The 17,692-nt window shown below is 67.8% G+C and carries 14 protein-coding genes and 1 pseudogene; 5 read left to right on the top strand and 10 right to left on the bottom strand.

From position 1 onward, the window contains the following. Nucleotides 1-62: 62 nt before the first annotated feature. The gene (locus ACJASC_RS08865; RefSeq protein ID WP_415145307.1) at nucleotides 63-1,169 is read right to left on the bottom strand and encodes a ParB/RepB/Spo0J family partition protein; all 1,107 of its coding nucleotides are present in this window, start codon (nucleotides 1,167-1,169) and stop codon (nucleotides 63-65) included. A 1-nt stretch (nucleotide 1,170) separates the two neighbouring features. After that, a complete protein-coding gene (locus ACJASC_RS08870) occupies nucleotides 1,171-2,466 on the bottom strand; it encodes an AAA family ATPase (protein ID WP_415145309.1) in 1,296 nt (431 codons plus the stop codon). Nucleotides 2,467-2,987: 521 nt separating this feature from the next. On the opposite strand from ACJASC_RS08870, the gene ACJASC_RS08875 reads away from it, so the two are divergent. After that, nucleotides 2,988-3,674, top strand: coding sequence for a hypothetical protein (locus tag ACJASC_RS08875; protein ID WP_021695234.1), 687 nt, complete (start codon nucleotides 2,988-2,990; stop codon nucleotides 3,672-3,674). Nucleotides 3,675-3,677: 3 nt separating this feature from the next. Here ACJASC_RS08875 and ACJASC_RS08880 read toward each other — a convergent pair whose 3' ends face one another. Both ACJASC_RS08880 and ACJASC_RS08885 read right to left on the bottom strand, forming a co-directional pair. After that, complete coding sequence (locus ACJASC_RS08880) at nucleotides 3,678-4,013, bottom strand: hypothetical protein (RefSeq protein WP_021695235.1); 336 nt, start codon at nucleotides 4,011-4,013, stop codon at nucleotides 3,678-3,680. A 56-nt stretch (nucleotides 4,014-4,069) separates the two neighbouring features. Further along, nucleotides 4,070-5,296: a cytochrome P450 gene (locus tag ACJASC_RS08885; protein WP_415145312.1), complete on the bottom strand. Its 1,227-nt coding sequence runs from the start codon at nucleotides 5,294-5,296 to the stop codon at nucleotides 4,070-4,072. 150 nt (nucleotides 5,297-5,446) lie between these two features. Here ACJASC_RS08885 and ACJASC_RS08890 point away from each other — a divergent pair, with 150 nt between their 5' ends. Continuing rightward, nucleotides 5,447-7,738: an FdhF/YdeP family oxidoreductase gene (locus tag ACJASC_RS08890; protein WP_415145314.1), complete on the top strand. Its 2,292-nt coding sequence runs from the start codon at nucleotides 5,447-5,449 to the stop codon at nucleotides 7,736-7,738. 18 nt (nucleotides 7,739-7,756) lie between these two features. On the opposite strand, the gene ACJASC_RS08895 is transcribed toward ACJASC_RS08890, so the two are convergent. Next, on the bottom strand, nucleotides 7,757-8,482 hold the full coding sequence (locus ACJASC_RS08895; protein ID WP_415145316.1) for a metallophosphoesterase: 726 nt from the start codon (nucleotides 8,480-8,482) through the stop codon (nucleotides 7,757-7,759). Nucleotides 8,483-8,550: 68 nt separating this feature from the next. Then, complete coding sequence (locus ACJASC_RS08900; RefSeq protein WP_415145318.1) at nucleotides 8,551-8,826, bottom strand: hypothetical protein; 276 nt, start codon at nucleotides 8,824-8,826, stop codon at nucleotides 8,551-8,553. A 155-nt stretch (nucleotides 8,827-8,981) separates the two neighbouring features. Here ACJASC_RS08900 and purU point away from each other — a divergent pair, with 155 nt between their 5' ends. Next, the gene (purU, locus tag ACJASC_RS08905; RefSeq protein WP_021695240.1) at nucleotides 8,982-9,839 is read left to right on the top strand and encodes a formyltetrahydrofolate deformylase; all 858 of its coding nucleotides are present in this window, start codon (nucleotides 8,982-8,984) and stop codon (nucleotides 9,837-9,839) included. Between the two features lie 12 nt (nucleotides 9,840-9,851). On the opposite strand, the gene ACJASC_RS08910 is transcribed toward purU, so the two are convergent. The 3 genes from ACJASC_RS08910 to ACJASC_RS08920 all read right to left on the bottom strand — a co-directional run bounded on the left by ACJASC_RS08910 (nucleotide 9,852) and on the right by ACJASC_RS08920 (nucleotide 13,455). Next, nucleotides 9,852-11,144 carry an AI-2E family transporter gene (locus ACJASC_RS08910; protein ID WP_415145321.1) on the bottom strand — a complete coding sequence of 431 codons (1,293 nt, stop codon included), beginning with the start codon at nucleotides 11,142-11,144 and terminating at the stop codon, nucleotides 9,852-9,854. After that, entirely contained in the window at nucleotides 11,137-11,916 is a 780-nt protein-coding gene (locus ACJASC_RS08915; protein WP_415145323.1) for an SDR family NAD(P)-dependent oxidoreductase, read from the bottom strand. The genes ACJASC_RS08910 and ACJASC_RS08915 overlap by 8 nt, the downstream gene beginning before the upstream one ends. A 96-nt stretch (nucleotides 11,917-12,012) precedes the next feature. After that, a complete protein-coding gene (locus ACJASC_RS08920) occupies nucleotides 12,013-13,455 on the bottom strand; it encodes a mannose-1-phosphate guanylyltransferase/mannose-6-phosphate isomerase (protein ID WP_415145325.1) in 1,443 nt (480 codons plus the stop codon). A 277-nt stretch (nucleotides 13,456-13,732) separates the two neighbouring features. On the opposite strand from ACJASC_RS08920, the gene ACJASC_RS08925 reads away from it, so the two are divergent. Together ACJASC_RS08925 and ACJASC_RS08930 are read left to right on the top strand one after the other, a co-directional pair. Continuing rightward, nucleotides 13,733-14,773, top strand: a complete 1,041-nt coding sequence (locus ACJASC_RS08925) for a DUF475 domain-containing protein (RefSeq protein WP_415145327.1) — start codon at nucleotides 13,733-13,735, stop codon at nucleotides 14,771-14,773. Between the two features lie 265 nt (nucleotides 14,774-15,038). After that, a complete protein-coding gene (locus ACJASC_RS08930; protein ID WP_021695684.1) occupies nucleotides 15,039-17,015 on the top strand; it encodes a PhoX family protein in 1,977 nt (658 codons plus the stop codon). A gap of 185 nt (nucleotides 17,016-17,200) precedes the next feature. Here the strand turns inward: ACJASC_RS08930 and ACJASC_RS08935 are convergent. Next, nucleotides 17,201-17,692: pseudogene (locus ACJASC_RS08935) on the bottom strand (DEAD/DEAH box helicase); the annotation flags it as partial.

Raw genomic sequence — 17,692 nt, forward strand, 5'->3', positions numbered from 1 at the left:
CCTTCGCGCTGGCGCCAGCGCCAAGGACGGCAGGCCGGTTCCCCGCGGGGAACCGGCCTTTTTCATTTCGCATCGAGCGCGTCAAAGAAGGCCTCGAAGGCCTGCTGCAGCCGCGCCCGGTCCAGCGCCGAGAAATCCCGCGCCAGCCGCAATTCGACCCGGCCATCCGAGGCGGCGATCCGCGCCTCGCCCTCGGGCCGGGGCAGCCGGAGCATCGTCTTCGACACCGATTTGGGCCGCGGCTTCACGATTTTGGGCGCGCGATGCACGAAGTCCTTGAGCACCGCCACCTCGGCCTCGGCGTCGCGATCGGGCGCGCGCCCCAGCATGCCGATCAGCTCATCCCCCAAGAGCGGGTCGGCGTCGATGATCTTGAACAGCTCCAGTCCAAGGGCCCGCGGGATCGCCTCGGGATGGCGGATCTTGCCCTTGGCGCGCTCCAGCACGCGGGTAAAGCTGCGGATATAGCTGCGTTTTTGCTTGAGCGCCGAGGCGTAGAGTTCGGACACGGCGTCATGCGGTTTGATCCCGGTATGCTGCGCATAGTTCAGGGCCAGCTGCGCCATTTCGCCGAACGAGATGTCCCTACGCACGAGGTTCTCGTCGACCATCTTGCGATAGAGGTCACGCACCGGTTCCCCGCGGGGAACCATCGCAGCGGGGATCCGGGCATAGCGTTGGTCGCCGGTCTGCTCGAGCAATTCGCGGAACGCCGACAGGCGACGAAACCCTTGGATCAACTCATAGCCCCCCTGCCCGTCCTGCTCCACGCGGATCGGGTTCGACAGGCCGATGTCCTGAATCGAGACCTTCAATTCCTCGAGCTCGGGGTCCCGGCCCTTGGCCCGGTCGCGCACCAGCTTCGAGGTGCGCACCGCGTCGATCGCGATCAGGTCGGTGATCAGACCGAGCTTCTTGAGCCGCACATGCTCATGCGCCAATTCGTCGTTTTCGGCGCGGATCGCCGCCTCGGCCTCGGCCCGACCGCGCGCGGCATCCGCGGTTTCGGTGATCGCCGAGGCCATCGGTCCGCGCCGCGTCGGCGGCGTCGGGGCGGCCGGCGGGGCCGGTTCCGGCTCGGGGTTCCCCGCGGGGAACCGCTCGGGCGCCGCGGGCTCGGGCACGTCGGGGGTGAAGTCGATGTCGAAAACGCTGCGCTTCTTGGCCATCTCAGTCCTCCAGCTTGTCCCACGCCGCCACGAGGGTGGCACGGAATTCGTCATAGGCGCGATCGAAAGAGGCGCGGGCACGCCGCCATGTCTCGCGGGTCATGTTGCGATAGTCGATCTCGTAGACCGAACTCAGGAACCGTCCCGACTGCTCCACCGCGCGGGTCATCTCGATCGGATGCTCCGCCACATGTGGGCCAAAGACCTTCTGAAAGGCCTGCTGCATCGCGCGGTGCAGATCGTTGTTCGGCTCGAACCGGGTGAGCAGGAAGCGGATGTCGGAGAAGTGCTTCTCGGGCTCGGTCCCCGCCGGCACGGCACCCCGGAACCGCCCCAGATCTTCGAGCGCCTCGGCCAGCTGACCGATGAAGGAGGTGGTGCTGTCATACTCCCAGTAGCCGGGGCCGGACGGGATATAGAGCACGTCGGCGGCGAAGACCGCGTTCATCGACTGGTAGCCGATCGCGGGCGGGCAGTCGAAGATCACGATGTCATAGGCGTCGGCGGGCAGGTGATCGAGGTAGCGGTCGACGGCGGCGAAGAACGACCATTCGGGATTGAGGTGCCGGTACTGCGCGCTCGCGAACTCGACGAAGGCGGCGTTGGCGCAGGACGGCACGAGGTCGATGGTCGGCCACGAGGTCGGCTTGATGAAGTCGGTGACGCGGAGATCGTCAAGGCCCATCCCGGTGACCGAAGGCGGCAGCTTGCGCTCGGGCAGGGCGGCACCGGACTCGGCGCCGCGACCGGCGGCGTTCATCCGCTCGGTCTCGCGGATCAGATCGCGCGCCATGATGCCCCAGACCGTGTACTCCTCGGCCACGTCCGACAGGCCCATCGAATGCGACAGCGTCGCCTGCGGATCGAAGTCGACGCAGAGCACCCGGTAGCCGTCGAGCGCCGCGGCATGGGCGAAGTGCAGCGCCACGGTCGACTTGCCGGCGCCGCCCTTGAAGTTGGCGACGGCGGCGCGGATCGCGCGCTTGCCCGACGGGCGGGGCGGCAGCATCGGCTTGTTCTTGTGGCGCAGCCGGCGGCGCAGCTCGTTGATCTCCTCGAGGCTGTACCAGCGCTGGCGGCCATCCTCCTCGACGAGGCCTTGGGGCAGCGACGGGTCGGCGGCGAGGCGGCCGCGAAATGTCGAGGGGTTCAGCCCGAGGATCAGCTCCGCCACCTCCCAGCTCGAGAAGCGGCGCAGGCTCTTCTCGCTCTCGGGCGAAAAGGTCTGCTGCCGGATGAAGCCCTGCATCTTGAGCGACTGCGACTGCAGCCGGGCCAGGTCGGTGTGTGTGAACATGCGGTGTCTGCCCTCCGGTTCCCCGCGGGGAACCGAAACCGGAGACCGAGGGAACGCTAATTCTTGCGATGTCCTGATCTACGACGCATTTGCGGAACATGAAAAGCCATTTATGCTCCCGAAGGGGATTTTACGGAAATCGAGCAATCCTCAATGCCACAAGGGGCTTTGCGATTCGCGCCTCGGCCCCCACACGGCCAGGTCCCTGCCGCAGCCGCATCCGAAAGAAGGGGGACAGGCCGGATCGGCAAAATTACCCTTGAGGGGACATTTCCCGCCCATGGGGGGACAGCCTGTATGTCCCCCAATACCAGTACATACCGATTTCCCAACGGAAATAGGGCGGGCTGCGATCCCGATCCGGGACTCGGCTTGACAGAATCGAGTTTCCGGACGCAAATCAGGTCAAGTTGGGGAAAGGCGTTGCGAAGACGCGCGGACCCAGGGGATATCGGATCACACCGATGTTCGATCGAGGCAGTGAAGCGACGACCCCTCGCGGGGGACAGACAGGGCGTGCCATGTTGTTGACGAAGCCCGTAGGCCGGGGTGCGGCGGCTCGCAAATACGATATCCTCACCGCTCTTGGCGCGCATGCGCTGGGGCAGGGGAGGGGCGAGCAGGTGCTGGCGCTGCGGCTCGTGACGCTGATCACCGCGCGCTACAACTGGGGCCGTGACGAGCTTGCCGTTGGGCAGCGCGAGATCGCCCGGCTGTGGTCGGTCGACGAGCGGACAGTCAAGCGCGAGATGGCCAAGCTGCGGGGCAGGGGCTGGCTCGAGCTGAGCCGGGCGGCGGCGCGCGGCCGGGTTGCGGAATACCGCCTCGGGATCGAGCGGGTGTTGGCGGACACGCGCCCGGGCTGGGAAAAGGTCGGGCCGGATTTCGCGCATCGCGTCGAGGGCGATGACAGCGACGGCAAGGTCGTGCCGCTGCCGCTGCGCGGCGAGGTGGCGCCGCCCGACCTGTCGGCGGGCACGGAATGGGCACTGGCGCAGGCCGTGCTGCATGCCGAGGCGCCGGGGCTCTATGCGTCATGGATGCGCGCGTTGACCCGCGCCGGGCGCGCGGGCGGCCGGCTGACCCTTGCCGCGCCGTCGCGCTTTCACGCGGCCTATGTGCAGACGCATCTCACCGCGCGGCTGCTCGATGCCTGCCGCGCCGTGGATGATGCGGTGGACGAGGTGGTGGTGATCACCGCGTCCTGAGGTCTAGACCAGAAGCGCGATCACCGTCAGCACGACCGCTGTCCCGACCGTCACGGCGATCAGGATGGTGCGATTGCTCGCCTCGCGCGAGGTGTGGCTTGCCGACATGCTGTCGGGTCGGGTCGCCTCGGCCCCCTTCGGCGCGTCCTTGCGGGCGGGGTTTGCGGTCTCGGCGGCTTGGGCGCGTTCGACCTGCGCTTCGGTGTTGGGGAAGCCCGAGGCTTCGTCGTCGGTCCCCAGCGGCGAAGCCGCCGCGTCGGGGTAGCCCTTCTTGTCGCCGGCCTCGCCCTCGTCGATGTCGTGACGGAGGCGATCGGCGGTATGCGGTGTCTCGGCCATGTCGTGGCTCCTTTGAGATGTCGAAACTCAAACCGAAGCCGGGGCGGGGCGGTTCCTCAGAGCCGCAGCCGCATCCCCGAGGCGGGCCATGGCGGGATCGTGCGGCGCGGGATCGACAGGTCCTGCGGCGGGGTTTCGAATTGGGCCTCATGAAGCAGCGCCGTCGCCTCGGACAAAAGGGCTTGGGTCAGCATTTCGCCCGGACAGCGATGCCCCTCGCGCATGGGCCCGCCGCCCTGCGGCACGAAGCCGCCCTCGACCGGGGCCGCGGCAAGATGGCGAGACGGGTCGAAGCGCTCGGGTTTGGGCCAGGCCGCGGGATGGCGATTGGTGCCGTGGAGGTCGAGCAACACCCAGTCATCCCTGTCGAAGCGATGACCCGCATGCGAGAAGGGCTTCTGCACCCGGCCGCCGATCAGCGGGAAGAACGGGTAGAGGCGGCGGACTTCGTCGCCCCAGGCCCGCAGCGCGGCTTCGTCGGCAGTGAGGCTTGTGCGCGCCTCGGGTTCGGTCGCCATGGCATGGGCGGAAAAGGCGATGAAGCGGCCCACGGCCACGATCGGGCGCAGCAGGTTCAGCAACTCGACCGCCGCCACGTCGCGGGGCAGGGCGAGGCCATCTGGATCGCGGTGATATGCGAGCGCCGCCAGAGGCGTGCCGGGGGGCGGCGCACCGGCACGCGCGGCGCGGATCTGTTCGCGTGCCCAGGCTTCGGAGCGGCGGCGCAAGGCGCGGGCGCGCCAATGGCCGGGGCCGATCTTTGCCGCGCCCCGGACCATCGCGCTCAGCTCCTCTTCGCGTTGACCGGGCGCGTTGTCGACGGGATCGATGCCGCACCAGCGCAGCGCGGTCCGGGTCAGGATCGGCCCGATCTCGCGCGACAGTGTCACCTCACGCCCGCTCCACGTCCGCGCGGTGGCCCGCCATTCCTCGCGCAGGAGGCGACGGGCGAGGTCGAGACGCTCTTGGGACATAAGGTCGAGAAACAGCGCGCGGCGGTTGAGATGCTCGACCCCGTCAAGGGCCTGCACCGACCCCTTGTCCTGCAGCAGCGCGAGGACCTGCGCCGGCATCGCGCCGCGCCGGGTCAGCCGTCCGGGGACGTAGAAGGCGCGCGCGGCCTCCGGGCCGCGCAGGCAGGTGACGGGGCGCAGCATCAGCCGCGTGCGAAACCCGTCCGTGCCAAGCCTGTCGCAACGGCGCGAGACGAAGTCGTAGCCTTCGCGTAGCAGCGACAGCGTGCTGTCGGGGGCGCGAAGTCGGGGGAGGCTCTCGATATCCATGACGGTCGAAACGGGCCGGGCGATACCGGGGTTCCGTACCGAGAGATCGATGCGCGGAACCGCGCCCCTCGGGTCACAGTTGATCGCCGGGACACGTGCGAACCCCGGTGGCACCGGGGCAGGGGCGCGAGAGACGCGAAAGGACCGATCATGACCGACCGCAAGGAAACCCATCAGCGCGAGGACCTGCCGCATTACGACCATCCCTCGGGCGGCTGGGGCTCGCTCAAGAGCGTGGCCAAGCATATGGGTCAGGAACGTCCTTCGGCAGGGGTGATGGAAACCCTGATGCGCCAGAACAAGCCCGGCGGCCACATGTGCACCTCCTGCGCCTGGACCAAGCCGCCGAACCCGCATATCGCCGAATTCTGCGAGAACGGGGCCAAGGCGACGCTGTGGGATCTGACCCGCGACCGCTGCGGCCCCGATTTCTTCGCGCGCCATACGGTGAGGGAGTTGCGCACATGGCCTGATTACGATCTCGAGATCGAGGGGCGGCTGACGCATCCGATGCGCTACGATCCGGCCTCGGACAAATATGTCGAAGCAACGTGGGATGAGGCGTTCTCGGCGATCGGCGCTAAGCTGCGCGAGATCCGTGCCAAGGACCCCAAATCGGTCGTGTTCTACGCCTCCGGGCGCGCCAGCTTGGAGACCTCGTATCTCTACGCGCTGCTGGCCCGGCTTTATGGCAACAACAACCTGCCCGACAGCTCCAACATGTGCCACGAGACCACCAGCGTCGGGCTCAAGAACGTGACCGGCAGCTCGGTCGGGACCTGCGTGCTGTCGGATTTCGATCATTGCGACATGATCCTGTTCTTCGGCCAGAACACCGGCACCAACAGCCCGCGCTTTCTGCACCCTCTGCGGGCCGCCAAGAAGCGTGGATGTCAAATCGTCACGTTCAACCCGGTGCGCGAGGCCGGTCTCGTCACCTTCCGCGACCCGCAGAACCCGGTCGAGATGCTGGGCGGCAAAGAGACGGTGATCTCGGACCGTTACCTGCAACTCAAGCCCGGCGGCGACGTCGCGGTGCTGGCTGGCCTGTGCAAGCGCGTCTTCGAGATCGACGACGAGCAGGGCGGCGGCGTGATCGACCGCCAGTTCGTGGCGCAGCACACCTCGGGCTGGCCCGAGTTCGAGGCGAAGATCCGCGAGATCGACTGGGCCGATATCGAGCGGGTCTCGGGGCTCAGGCACGAGGACATCGCCGAGGTCGGCGAGATGTACTGCAACTCCGAGAAGGTGATCGGCATCTATGGCATGGGGCTGACGCAACACGTGCATGGCAGCCTCAACATCGCGATGTATGTCAACCTGCTGCTGATGCGCGGCAACATTGGTCGCGAGGGCGCGGGCATCTCGCCGGTGCGCGGCCACTCCAACGTGCAGGGCCAGCGCACCGTCGGCATCTCGGAAAAGCCCGAGCTGGTGCCGCTCGACAAGATCGACGAGCTGTTCGGCTTCAAGAGCCCGCGCGATGAGGGCACCACCACGGTCGATGCCGTAAAGGGCATCCTCGACGGCTCGATCAAGGGCTTCGTGAGCTTGGGCGGCAACTTTGCCCGCGCGATCCCCGATCAGGGCCGGGCCGATCCGGCATGGCAGGATCTGGAGATCAACGTGCAGATCGCGACCAAGCTCAACCGCAGCCACACGCTGGTGGGCAAGGAGGCGTGGCTGCTGCCTTGCCTCGTGCGCTCTGAACTCGACATGCAGACGACGGGGCCACAGGCGGTGTCGATGGAGGACAGCCTGTCGATGATCCATGGCAGCGAGGGCAAGCGCGAGCCTGCCTCGAAGATGCTCCGCTCCGAGCCCTTCATCGTGGCGGGGATCGCCAAGGCGACGCTCGATCCGAACCCCAAGGTGAAATGGGACGACTGGGTCGGGGATTATGCCCTCGTGCGCGACCTGATCGAGGAGACCTATCCCGACCAGTTCACCGACTTCAACGCGCGGCTGTTCACGGCGGGCGGCTTCTACAAGGGCAACCCCGCGCGCGAGCGGACTTGGAAGACCGAGACCGGCAAGGCGATCTTCACCGCGCCCAAGACGCTTTCGGCGCTGGGGCAGGTGCCGGACAAGGACAGCTACACCCTCGTCACCGTGCGCTCGAACGACCAGTTCAATACCACGATCTACGGCTTCAACGACCGGCTGCGCGGGCTCAAGACCGATCGGCACGTGGTGATGATGAACCCCGAGATGATCGCCAGGGCCAGTCTCACCGAGGGGCAGGAAGTGACGCTCTCCTGCGCCATCGATGATGGCGAGACGCGCGAGGTTGGCGGGCTCAGGGTCGTGCCTTATGATCTGCCCGACGACACGGTTCTCGCCTATTATCCCGAGACCAACCCGCTGGTGCCGCTCGACTACCATGACGAGCTGTCGAAGACCCCGGCCTACAAGGGGGTGCCGGTGCGCATCCGCGCCTGACCGACGCGCCGGGGCGGGTTAGGGTTCGGTCACGAACTCCACCGTCCCGGCGCCGATGCGCGCGGCGCTGAGACGACCGGTGAGCCATGCGCCGGTGTCGATCGCGATGCGGCCCTGATGACAGTTGGGTTCGTCTTGCACGACATGGCCATGCACCACCCACAGCCCGTCCCGGCGGGGGTGCCGGGCAAAGGCGGAATGCCCCCAGAGCAGATCGGCGCGTTCCTGAAACTCGGGCTTTCTGTTCGGGTCGAGACCGGCATGCGCGGCCACGACATTGCCGCTGCGCCACATCGCGGGAAGGCCGCGCAGCCAAGGCAGCATCGGGCCGAGCGCGCGGTGCAGATCTTGGGCCGAGCGCTCGAACGCATGAGGGTCCGGGGGGTCGATGCCAAAGCTTTGCAACGTCTCGGCGCCGCCATTGCGCAACCAGCGTTTCGCCCGCAAGGCGGGCGCGTCGAGGAAATCGAGCATCATCTCCTCATGATTGCCCGAAAGGCAGATCACCCTGAGATCCGACAACCCGTACATCAAGCGGAGCACCCGGGCGCTGTCGGGGCCTCGGTCGATCATGTCACCCAAGAGCACGACCGGACCCCTGACGGGGCGTCGCAGCAACCTGTCGAGCAGCGCCTCCAACAGATCGGCGCGGCCATGGACGTCTCCGATGGCGAGGAAGGGATCGTCAGGGGCCGGAGGCGCGCCGCGAAAGCGGGGCCCGGTCAGAGCGAGAAGCGGCTTCATGCTCTCTGAAATATCGTGCGCGGGTGCGGGAGGCCAGTCTCGGGCATCCCGCACCCCGGAGGATATGATCAGCTGTTGCGGGAAACCAGCTTGTTGAACCGGCTTGCGGCACCGTCCTTGGCGCTGTCCTGATGCAGGAAGGCCAGCTCGCTCTCCTCGAAGGTGGCGAACCAGTCGTCCCAGTCGATCCGCTCCAGCCCGTCGGCCTGCGGCTCGAAGTCGATCCTGAGGATGCCGTCGCCGTCGCCCTCGCCGGTGTCGCGCACCCGCGCCGGGTGGCCGCCGCGCGCCTCGACCCATTCGCGGATCTGGTCGTGATCGGTCGTCGTCCTGCTGTCGCTCATCTCGTGCTCCTATCGGAAACCTCTGCGCCTCAACGCGCCGGCGCGACGCGGGTTTCCGCGCGGGGATGTCGCCAAACCCCGTCGGAGCGGCGCGGGCGTGCTGGCATCCCGGGGCAGGGCGGGCGAGAACCGGGCAAGCCAAGACGGGACACGCCATGACCACCCATATCCTCACGCTCACCTGCCGCAACCGCCCCGGCATCGTCGCCGCCGTCGCCACGGCGCTGGCCGAGACAGGCGGCGACATCACCGAGGCGCGGCAGTTCGACGACACGCTCACCGGCACCTTCTTCATGCGCGTGGCGTTCCGCCTGCCGCAGGAGATCGGCGGTGATGGCGGGTTCCGCGCCAAGATGGACGGCATCGGCACCGCCTTCGGGATGCAGTGGACGCTGAGCCCGCAGGACTACCGCCAGAAGGTGCTGATCCTCGTGTCGAAGTTCGACCATTGCCTGTCGGACCTGCTCTACCGGCAGCGCATCGGCGAAATGCCGATGGATCTCGTGGCGGTGGCGGGCAACCATCCCGAAAGCGCGCTGTCGGTGCGCCTGCCCGAGGACGTGCCCTATCACCACCTGCCGATCACCCGCGAGACCAAGCCGCAGCAGGAGGCCGAGATCCGCGCGCTGGTCGAGGAGACCGGGGCCGAGCTGGTGGTGCTGGCGCGCTATATGCAGATTCTGTCGGACGAGATGTCGGCGTGGCTCTCGGGGCGCTGCATCAATATCCACCACTCCTTCCTGCCCGGCTTCAAGGGGGCCAAGCCCTATCATCAGGCCCATGCGCGCGGCGTGAAGATGATCGGCGCCACGGCGCATTACGTGACCGAGGATCTCGACGAGGGGCCGATCATTTCGCAGGACGTGGAGCATGTGACCCATGCCGACACGCCCGACGATCTCGTGGCCAAGGGCCGCGACATCGAGAGGCGGGTGCTGGCGCGGGCCGTGGCGCTGCATCTCGACCGGCGGGTGCTCGTCAATGGCAGCCGCACGGTGGTGTTCGGCAAGTAGGACCGATCCGTTTCAGTCCGGCGCGCGGGCCTCGCCCGGCGCGCCGAGCTGCGCGTCGATGCCGTCGTAATCGGTCTCGTCCGACAGGGCGAGGGCGACCCAGCGCAGCGCCGGCACATGGGCGCAAGCCACCATCACCACCATGGTGATCGGCACCGCGAGGATCGCCCCCGCGACCCCCCAGACCCAGCCCCAGAACAGCAGCGACGACAGGATCACCAGCGCCGAGATCGACAGGTGACGGCCCTGCACGCGCGGATCGATGTAGTTGCCCATCACCTGTTCGATCATCAGGATGCCCGCGCCGATCAGCACGGCGGTCCAAGGATCGCGCGTGGCAAAGGCATAAAGCACCGGCAGCACGCCCGAGATCAGCGAACCGATCGAAGGCACGAAGTTGAACACGAAGGTCAGCAGCGCCCAGACCAGAAGAAGGTCGATCCCGAAGATCCAGAGCCAGCCCACGTAAAGGAGGGCAGTGAGCACCCCGAGCACGAAGCGCACCGCGAGATAGCGCCGCGTCTTGGAGGCGATCAGCGCGACGGCGCTCTCCACCTCTTCGCGGCGGTCGGGCCGCAGCATCGCGCAGAGCTTGTCATGCCAGCGCGGCGCCTCCGACAGCATCAGAAGCGTCAGGAAGAAGATCAGCACCAGCGCCAGCGCGAGGCCCGAGATCGTCGAGACCACGGCGGTGGCGATGCCCGAAGCCCGCTCCATCAGCGTGCCGCCGAGACCGCCGCCGCCCGCGAGGCCACGGATCTGCTCGATCAGCCCTGTCGCCGATCCGCCGCCGCCTTGGGCGGGATCGGGAGCGTCGGCGGGGTTGAGGCCCGCGCCGGGCGTCGCCTGAATCGCGCTTTCGACCGCGGCACCCGTGGCCCTCGCCGCCGCGTCCCCGGCGGCCTCGTTCGTGTCGCCCTCGGTGCCGGACGCATCGCCGGTCGCGTCCGAAATCTGCTCGACCGCGGCGCTGGCCTGTTCGGCGGGAAACCGGGTCAGGAATTGCTGCGCCGAGACCCACAGCATGCCGATGAAGACCGCCAGCGTCAGCGCCAGCAGCGTCATCGCCGCGAGATGGCCGACCCATCGCCGCCCGCCCGCCGCCCGCGCGGCCCAGCCATCGACAGGCGCAAGCAGCAGCGCCACGAAGACCGCGAAGACGATCGGCAGGAACACCGGCTGCATCGCGTGCAGCGCCCATCCCACCAGCACCAGCGTCACCACGCCCAGCATGCCCAAGGCGGGATGCGCCATGCGCTGGGGCGCGGTCAGGTCGCGCCTGGTCTCGGACGCGCGATCAGGCACCCTGGCCTACGTTCAGCGAAAGGCCGCCGTCGATGGTGAAGGTCTGCCCGGTCACGTAATCGGCCTCTGGCGAGGCGAGATAGACCGCGAGATGCGCCACCTCCTCGGGTTGGCCAGCACGCCGCCACGGGATGTTGCGCACCTGCTTTTCGCGGGCCTCCGCGTCGTCCATCGCCTCTTGGTTCATCGCGGTGAGGATCATCCCCGGCGCGATGTTGTTGACCGCGATGCGGTCCGGTGCCAGTTCGAGGCAGAGCGTGCGGGTGAGGTTGCGCAGGCCTCCCTTGGCGGCGTCATAGGCGGCCGAACCGATGCGCGGGATTTCCTCATGCACCGAGGAGATGTTGACGATCCGCCCGCCGCCGCCTTCGGCGCGCCGCGCGCGGATGAAGGCGCGGCAGCACAGGAACGGACCGAAGAGATCGACCTTCAGCATCTTTTCCCACGTTTCCTCGTCCATCTCGGCCACCTCGTCGCCCGGCGCGTCGAGACCGGCGGAGTTGACGAGAATGTCGGGCGGACCGAAGGCGTCGCCCGCCGAGGAGAAGAGCCGCTCCACGTCGTCGGGACGGGTGTGGTCGCATTGCACCGTGATCGCGGCGCGGCCCGCCTCGCGCACCGCGCGGGCGGTCTCGTCCGCGGCTTTGGCATCGCTCAGATAGGCCAGCACCAGGTCAGCGCCCTCGCGCGCGAAGGCGATGGCGATGGCGCGGCCGATGCCGGATTCCGCACCGGTGACGATCGCGATGCTGCCTTGAAGTCTGTCGGTCATCTGCCCCTCGCTTTGGCCGGGGGGCGCGGCCTCGCGCGGCCTCCCGCGACAGCGCCCCTCGGGGGGGCAACTGCCGCGGGGGCGCGGGGTTCCGGATCAGCTGCGGGCGTAGACGTCCTCGTAGCGCACGATGTCGTCTTCGCCGACATAGGCGCCGGTCTGCACCTCGATCAGCACCATCGGCACCTTGCCGGGGTTCTCCATGCGGTGCACGGCGCCCAGCGGGATATAGACCGACTGGTTCTCGGTCACGAGCTTGACCTCTTCATCCACGGTCACGCGCGCGGTGCCCTCGACCACGATCCAGTGCTCGGAGCGGTGGTGATGGCTTTGCAGCGACAGCGAGGCGCCGGGATGCACCATGATCCGCTTCACCTGGAAGCGGCCGCCGACCACGAGGCTTTCGAACCAGCCCCATGGGCGGTGATCCTTGGGGAAGGCGGTGGCCTGCGGGGCCTTCTTGGCCTTGAGCGCCTCGACCGCCTTCTTGACGTCCTGCGCGCGGCTCATGTCCGCGACCAGCACCGCGTCGTTCATCGCGATGGCCATGATGTTCTCGAGCCCGATGCCCACGACCTCCATGCGCTCGCTCTCCGAGCGCAGCAGCGTGTTGGCGCAATCGATCGCGGTGGCGCCCTGCGAGGTCACGACGCCCTGCGCGTCGGGGTTACTCTCGCGCCAGACGGCGTCCCAGCCGCCCAGATCCGACCATTCGGAAACGAAGGGGACCACCGACAGGTTGTCGGCCTTCTCCATCACCGCGTAGTCGATCGAAATGTCGGGCGCGGTGGACCACGCCTCGGGGTCGAGGCGCAGGAAACCCAAATCGGTCTTGCCTTGGGCGAGCGACGCCTCGACCGGGGCGAAGGTCTCGGGGGCGTGGGCCCTGAAGGCGGCGACCATGTCGGAGGCGCGCGCCATGAAGATGCCCGCGTTCCACAGGAACTTGCCGGATTCGAACATCTGCGTCGCGCGATCGGCATCGGGCTTTTCGACGAAACGGCTCAGCTTCTGCGGCGCGCCGTCGGCGATCGGGCTTGCGATCTCGAGATAGCCGTAGCCGGTCTCGCCATGGGTCGGCTTTATGCCGAAGGTGACGAGCTGGCCGCGCGAGACCGGCTCGAGCCCGCGCTCGATCGCGGCGTGGAAGGCGGCGGTGTCGGGGACGACCTGATCGGACGGGGCGACAAGCATAATGGCCCCGGGCGAGGTCGCCTCGAGATGCAGCGCCGCGGCGAGGATCGCGGGGGCGGTGTTGCGGCCCTCGGGTTCGATCAGCACGGCGCCGGGATCGATCGCCGCGAGGCTGAGCTGTTCGGTCACGATGAAGCGGAAATCGGAGTTGGTCAGCACGAGGGGGCGGTCGAAGTTCAGATCGCCGCTGCCCTGCCGCGTGCCCTGCAGCCGCCGTGCCGAAGCCTGAAACAGTGTCTCTTCACCCATCAGCGGCACGAACTGCTTGGGATAGCTCTTGCGCGATAGCGGCCACAGACGGGTGCCGGAACCACCGCAGAGGAGGACGGGGGTGATGGTGGTCATGAGATACTCCATTCAAAGTCAGGGAACATGGAACCGGCAACGGGGCCATCTAAGATCATTGCGCTTCACATCGCCCAGAAAGGGGGTCAAATGGAAGGCCCTGAAGACGGCATAGTTCGTTTCCCCGCCATCAATGGCCTGCGGCGACCCGATGGGGCGCGTCGCGGATCGCGACGCCGCCGAAAGGCGCAATGCGCGAAGGGGCGCGGCGGACACCGCTGGACAAGGCGGGGCCGACCCCGCATCAAGCACGGGTCCGTAGGGGGGAGACATCGACATGGGTGAAACGATGCGGCGGTATTTCACCTGGTCGCTTCTGGTGACGGCGGTCGGTCTGGCGCTCGCGGTCTGGCTCGGCTGGAGCCGGGGCGGCGTGGCCGGGGCGCTGTCCTTCGGCCTGATCGCGGCGGTGCTCGCGGTGCTCGAGATCTCGTTGTCCTTCGACAACGCCATCGTCAACGCCAACAAGCTCGACGGCATGGCGCCGGTCTGGCGGCAGCGGTTCCTGACATGGGGCATCCTGATCGCGGTGTTCGGCATGCGCATCGTGTTTCCGCTCGCGGTGGTGGTGATCGCCGCCGGGATCGGGCCGTGGGACGCGATCCGCCTCGCCGCCGCCGAACCGGATGAATACGCGCGCATCATGGAGGAGGCGCATCTGTCGATCACCGCCTTCGGCGGCACCTTTCTGATGATGGTGGCGCTGGGGTTCTTCATCGACGAGGAAAAGGAGATCGACTGGATCGGCGGGCTGGAGCGACGTCTGCGCCGGGCCGCGGGCGTGCAGGGGCTTCAGGTCGGTCTGGTCCTCGTGGTGCTGGTGAGCTTCGCCTCGGTGCTCGACCCGATCGAGACTGGTATCTTCCTGTTCTCGGCGCTGTTGGGGCTTCTGAGCTATCTCGCGCTCGACATGCTAGGCAACTGGCTCGACGCGGAGCAGGAGGTGGCGGGGGCCGCGCGGGCCGGGGGCCTGGGCGCGTTCCTCTATCTTGAGGTGCTCGATGCGAGCTTTTCCTTCGACGGGGTGATCGGCGCCTTCGCGGTGACCAAGAACCTGTTCCTGATCGCCATCGGCCTCGGCATCGGCGCGATGTATGTGCGCTCCATGACGATCATGCTGGTCGAGAAGCGCACGCTGGCCGAGTTTCGCTATCTCGAACACGGGGCCTTCTACTCGATCCTCGTCTTGTCGGTGCTGATGTATGCGCAGGCGGTGGTGCATGTGCCCGAGGCGATCACCGGCCTTCTGGGCGCGGCGCTGATCGGCGTGGCGCTTTGGTCCTCGGTCCGGCATAACCGGGCGCTGCGCGAGGGTTGATCGGGAGGCGGGGCGGTTCGTGAGCGATCCTAGCTCCCCGCCTCGACCGCACATCTTGGTGATCGCCGGCCCGTCGCATACGTCTCTGGTGGCCATTCAACCGGGTCAAACCCCATGGGGAATGCCGCGGTCCGCCTGTGTCGCAGCATGGGTCCAAACCGGGAAGGCGACCGTCCCGCCGCCTCTATTCGAAGGTTACAAGCTGCGCCTTCGGTGCCAAGATCGACGCCATCCGGAGATCTGACCGGACAAGGGAGGCAAGACCGTGAAATTTACCATTTTCGATCCACTCAATCGTTCTCAGCGCTTCGACGCCGCAGATGACGATGGCGTCAATTCATCCAAGGCACCGACGATCGGCGACGTGATCGCCGCCCGCATGGGGCGCCGGGACCTCATGAAGGGGGCCTTGGGGTTCACCGCCATCGCCGCGACGGTCAGCCCGATGGCATTGGCCGCGAGCCGCGCTTACGCGCAGACCGAGGGCAGCAGCTTCGACTTCACCGAAATCGAGGCCGGCGTCAGCGAAGACATGGTCGTGGCGGAGGGCTACGACGCCGAGGTGCTGATCCGCTGGGGCGATCCGGTCCTGCCCGGTGCGCCGGAGTTCGACGTCGACAATCAGACCGCCGAGGCGCAGAACCAGCAATTCGGCTACAACTCGGACTTCATCGGCACCGTGCCGCACCCCGAGGCCCCCGACGATCCCGACCGGCTCCTCCTCGTGAACCATCACGAATACACCAACGAGGAGCTGATGTTCCCCGGCCTCGGCATCCAGGACGACGCCGAGTTCGCGAAGATGACCCAGGAGCTGGTAGATATCGAGAAGGCCGCGCATGGCGGCAGCGTCATCGAGATCCGCCGGGGCGAGGACGGCAAATGGTCGGTGGTGCGCGAGTCGACCTATAACCGCCGGATCACCGCCGAAACGCCGATGAAGATCTCTGGCCCGGCGGCGGGTCATGCGCGGATGCAGACCAATGCGGACCCGAGCGGCACCGAGGCGCGCGGCACCTTCAACAACTGCGCCGGCGGCATCACGCCCTGGGGCACCTGGCTCATGGCCGAGGAGAACTTCAACGGCTATTTCTGGAGCGACCAGCAAGAGCCGCCCGCGACCGAGACCTCGGACGACCCGGCGACGATCCTCAATGCCCGCTACGGCGTGCCGGGCAAGTGGTATGCCTGGGGCAAGTTCGACGACCGCTTCAATATCGACAAGGAGCCGAACGAGCCCAACCGCCACGGCTGGATCGTCGAGGTGAACCCGGCCGACCCGAACTCCACCCCGGTCAAGCGCACGGCGTTGGGACGGGTGAAGCACGAGGGCGCCATGCCCGCGGTCAACGGCGATGGACGGGTCGCGCTCTTCATGGGCGACGACGAGCGGTTCGACTACGTTTACCGCTTCGTCACCGAGGCCGCCTATGACGAGGCGAACCCGGACCCCGACATTCTCGACCGCGGCACGCTCTCGGTGGCGAGGTTCGACGAGGATGGCTCCGTGACATGGCTGCCTTTGATCCATGGCGAAGGCCCGCTGACCGCCGAGAACGGCTTTGCCGATCAGGGCGACGTTCTGGTCCAGACCCGGCGCGCCGCCGATTTCCTGGAGGCGACACCGATGGACCGCCCCGAGGATGTGGAGCCGAACGAGCAGACCGGCAGGATCTACGTGATGCTGACCAACAACACGCGCCGCAAGCCGGGCGACGAGAACGCGGCCAACCCGCGCGCCGAGAACGCGTTCGGCCACATCATCGAGATCACCGCACCGGAGGGCGATTTCGCGGCCGACACCATGTCGTGGGAGATCCTCGTCAAATGCGGCGACCCTTCGGTCGAGGCGGTCGGTGCGACCTTCTCTCCCGCCACGAGCGAGAACGGCTGGTTCGGCATGCCGGACAACTGCGCGATCGACGCGGCGGGTCGGCTCTGGATCTCGACCGATGGCAACTCGGCGGAGGACACCGGGCGGGCCGACGGTCTTTGGGCCATGGAGACCGACGGAGAGATGCGCGGCACGTCGAAGCACTTCTTCCGCGTGCCGGTCGGGGCGGAGATGTGCGGCCCGTGGTTCGTCAACGACGACCAGACGCTGTTCCTCGCGGTTCAGCATCCGGGCGATGGCTCGACCTTCGAGGACCCCTCGACCCGCTGGCCCGACTTCGCGGACGGCATGCCGCCGCGACCCGCCGTGGTCGTGATCCAGAAGCAGGGCGGAGGCCGGATCGGGTGATCGCCACGCGCGTCTGACGGTCCTGAGCCAGTCCGGGCCAAAGCTGCGCCGTCAGCGGCGCAGCTTCTCCCCTAGGAGCGGCAATGGGCGGGTTTCATGACGGGGCGCGTTGTGGGCTCATCGCTCCGCCGCGTGTGACAAGGGGCTCCCGATGGGGAGCCCCTTTTTGCCGAGCGGATACGGGGTCAGTCGCGGCGCTTGGGGGCCTCGGTGCCGCCCTTGCGGGGCGGTTTGCCGGGCCGGGGTCCGGGCTTGGCGCCAGCCTTGCCGCCGGGGGCCGAGGGCGGCGTGAAGCGGCGCGAGGTGTCGGCGGCGCCGCGCGACTTGGGCGCGCCGTCGGGCTTGCCCGGCTTGGCGAAGGGCTTCGCACCCGGCTTCGCTCCGGGCTTGGCGAAGGGTTTCGCGCCCGGCTTGCCCGCCGGTTTCGCGCCCCGCTCGGAGACCGCGCCGTCGCGGCTGCGGTCGAAGGGCTTGGCGTCGCGCTTCTGCCACGGCTTGTCGCCGCCCTTGTCGGATGCGCCTTCGCGCTTCTTCCACGGCTTGTCGCCTGCGGGCTTGTCGGCGCGCGGCTTGCGCGGCGGGCGCTCCTCGGACGGGGCAGGGGCCGAAACCGGAGCCGGGGCGGGCGCGGCCTCGACCGGGGCGGCGGGCGCGGTCGCTTCGGGGGCGGGGCGCGG

Source organism: Limimaricola cinnabarinus, assembly GCF_047631075.1.
In the GTDB taxonomy this organism is placed as follows: Bacteria; Pseudomonadota; Alphaproteobacteria; order Rhodobacterales; family Rhodobacteraceae; genus Limimaricola; species Limimaricola cinnabarinus.

What these genes read in the sequence shown, in the direction of transcription:
- ACJASC_RS08890 (WP_415145314.1), top strand. Translation starts at nt 5,447, where the DNA reads ATGACCGACCGCAAGGAAACCCATCAGCGCGAGGACCTGCCGCATTAC.
- ACJASC_RS08875 (WP_021695234.1), top strand. Translation starts at nt 2,988, where the DNA reads ATGTTGTTGACGAAGCCCGTAGGCCGGGGTGCGGCGGCTCGCAAATAC.
- ACJASC_RS08865 (WP_415145307.1), bottom strand. Translation starts at nt 1,169, where the DNA reads ATGGCCAAGAAGCGCAGCGTTTTCGACATCGACTTCACCCCCGACGTG.
- ACJASC_RS08880 (WP_021695235.1), bottom strand. Translation starts at nt 4,013, where the DNA reads ATGGCCGAGACACCGCATACCGCCGATCGCCTCCGTCACGACATCGAC.
- ACJASC_RS08900 (WP_415145318.1), bottom strand. Translation starts at nt 8,826, where the DNA reads ATGAGCGACAGCAGGACGACGACCGATCACGACCAGATCCGCGAATGG.
- ACJASC_RS08895 (WP_415145316.1), bottom strand. Translation starts at nt 8,482, where the DNA reads ATGAAGCCGCTTCTCGCTCTGACCGGGCCCCGCTTTCGCGGCGCGCCT.
- purU (WP_021695240.1), top strand. Translation starts at nt 8,982, where the DNA reads ATGACCACCCATATCCTCACGCTCACCTGCCGCAACCGCCCCGGCATC.
- ACJASC_RS08920 (WP_415145325.1), bottom strand. Translation starts at nt 13,455, where the DNA reads ATGACCACCATCACCCCCGTCCTCCTCTGCGGTGGTTCCGGCACCCGT.
- ACJASC_RS08915 (WP_415145323.1), bottom strand. Translation starts at nt 11,916, where the DNA reads ATGACCGACAGACTTCAAGGCAGCATCGCGATCGTCACCGGTGCGGAA.
- ACJASC_RS08870 (WP_415145309.1), bottom strand. Translation starts at nt 2,466, where the DNA reads ATGTTCACACACACCGACCTGGCCCGGCTGCAGTCGCAGTCGCTCAAG.
- ACJASC_RS08925 (WP_415145327.1), top strand. Translation starts at nt 13,733, where the DNA reads ATGGGTGAAACGATGCGGCGGTATTTCACCTGGTCGCTTCTGGTGACG.
- ACJASC_RS08885 (WP_415145312.1), bottom strand. Translation starts at nt 5,296, where the DNA reads ATGGATATCGAGAGCCTCCCCCGACTTCGCGCCCCCGACAGCACGCTG.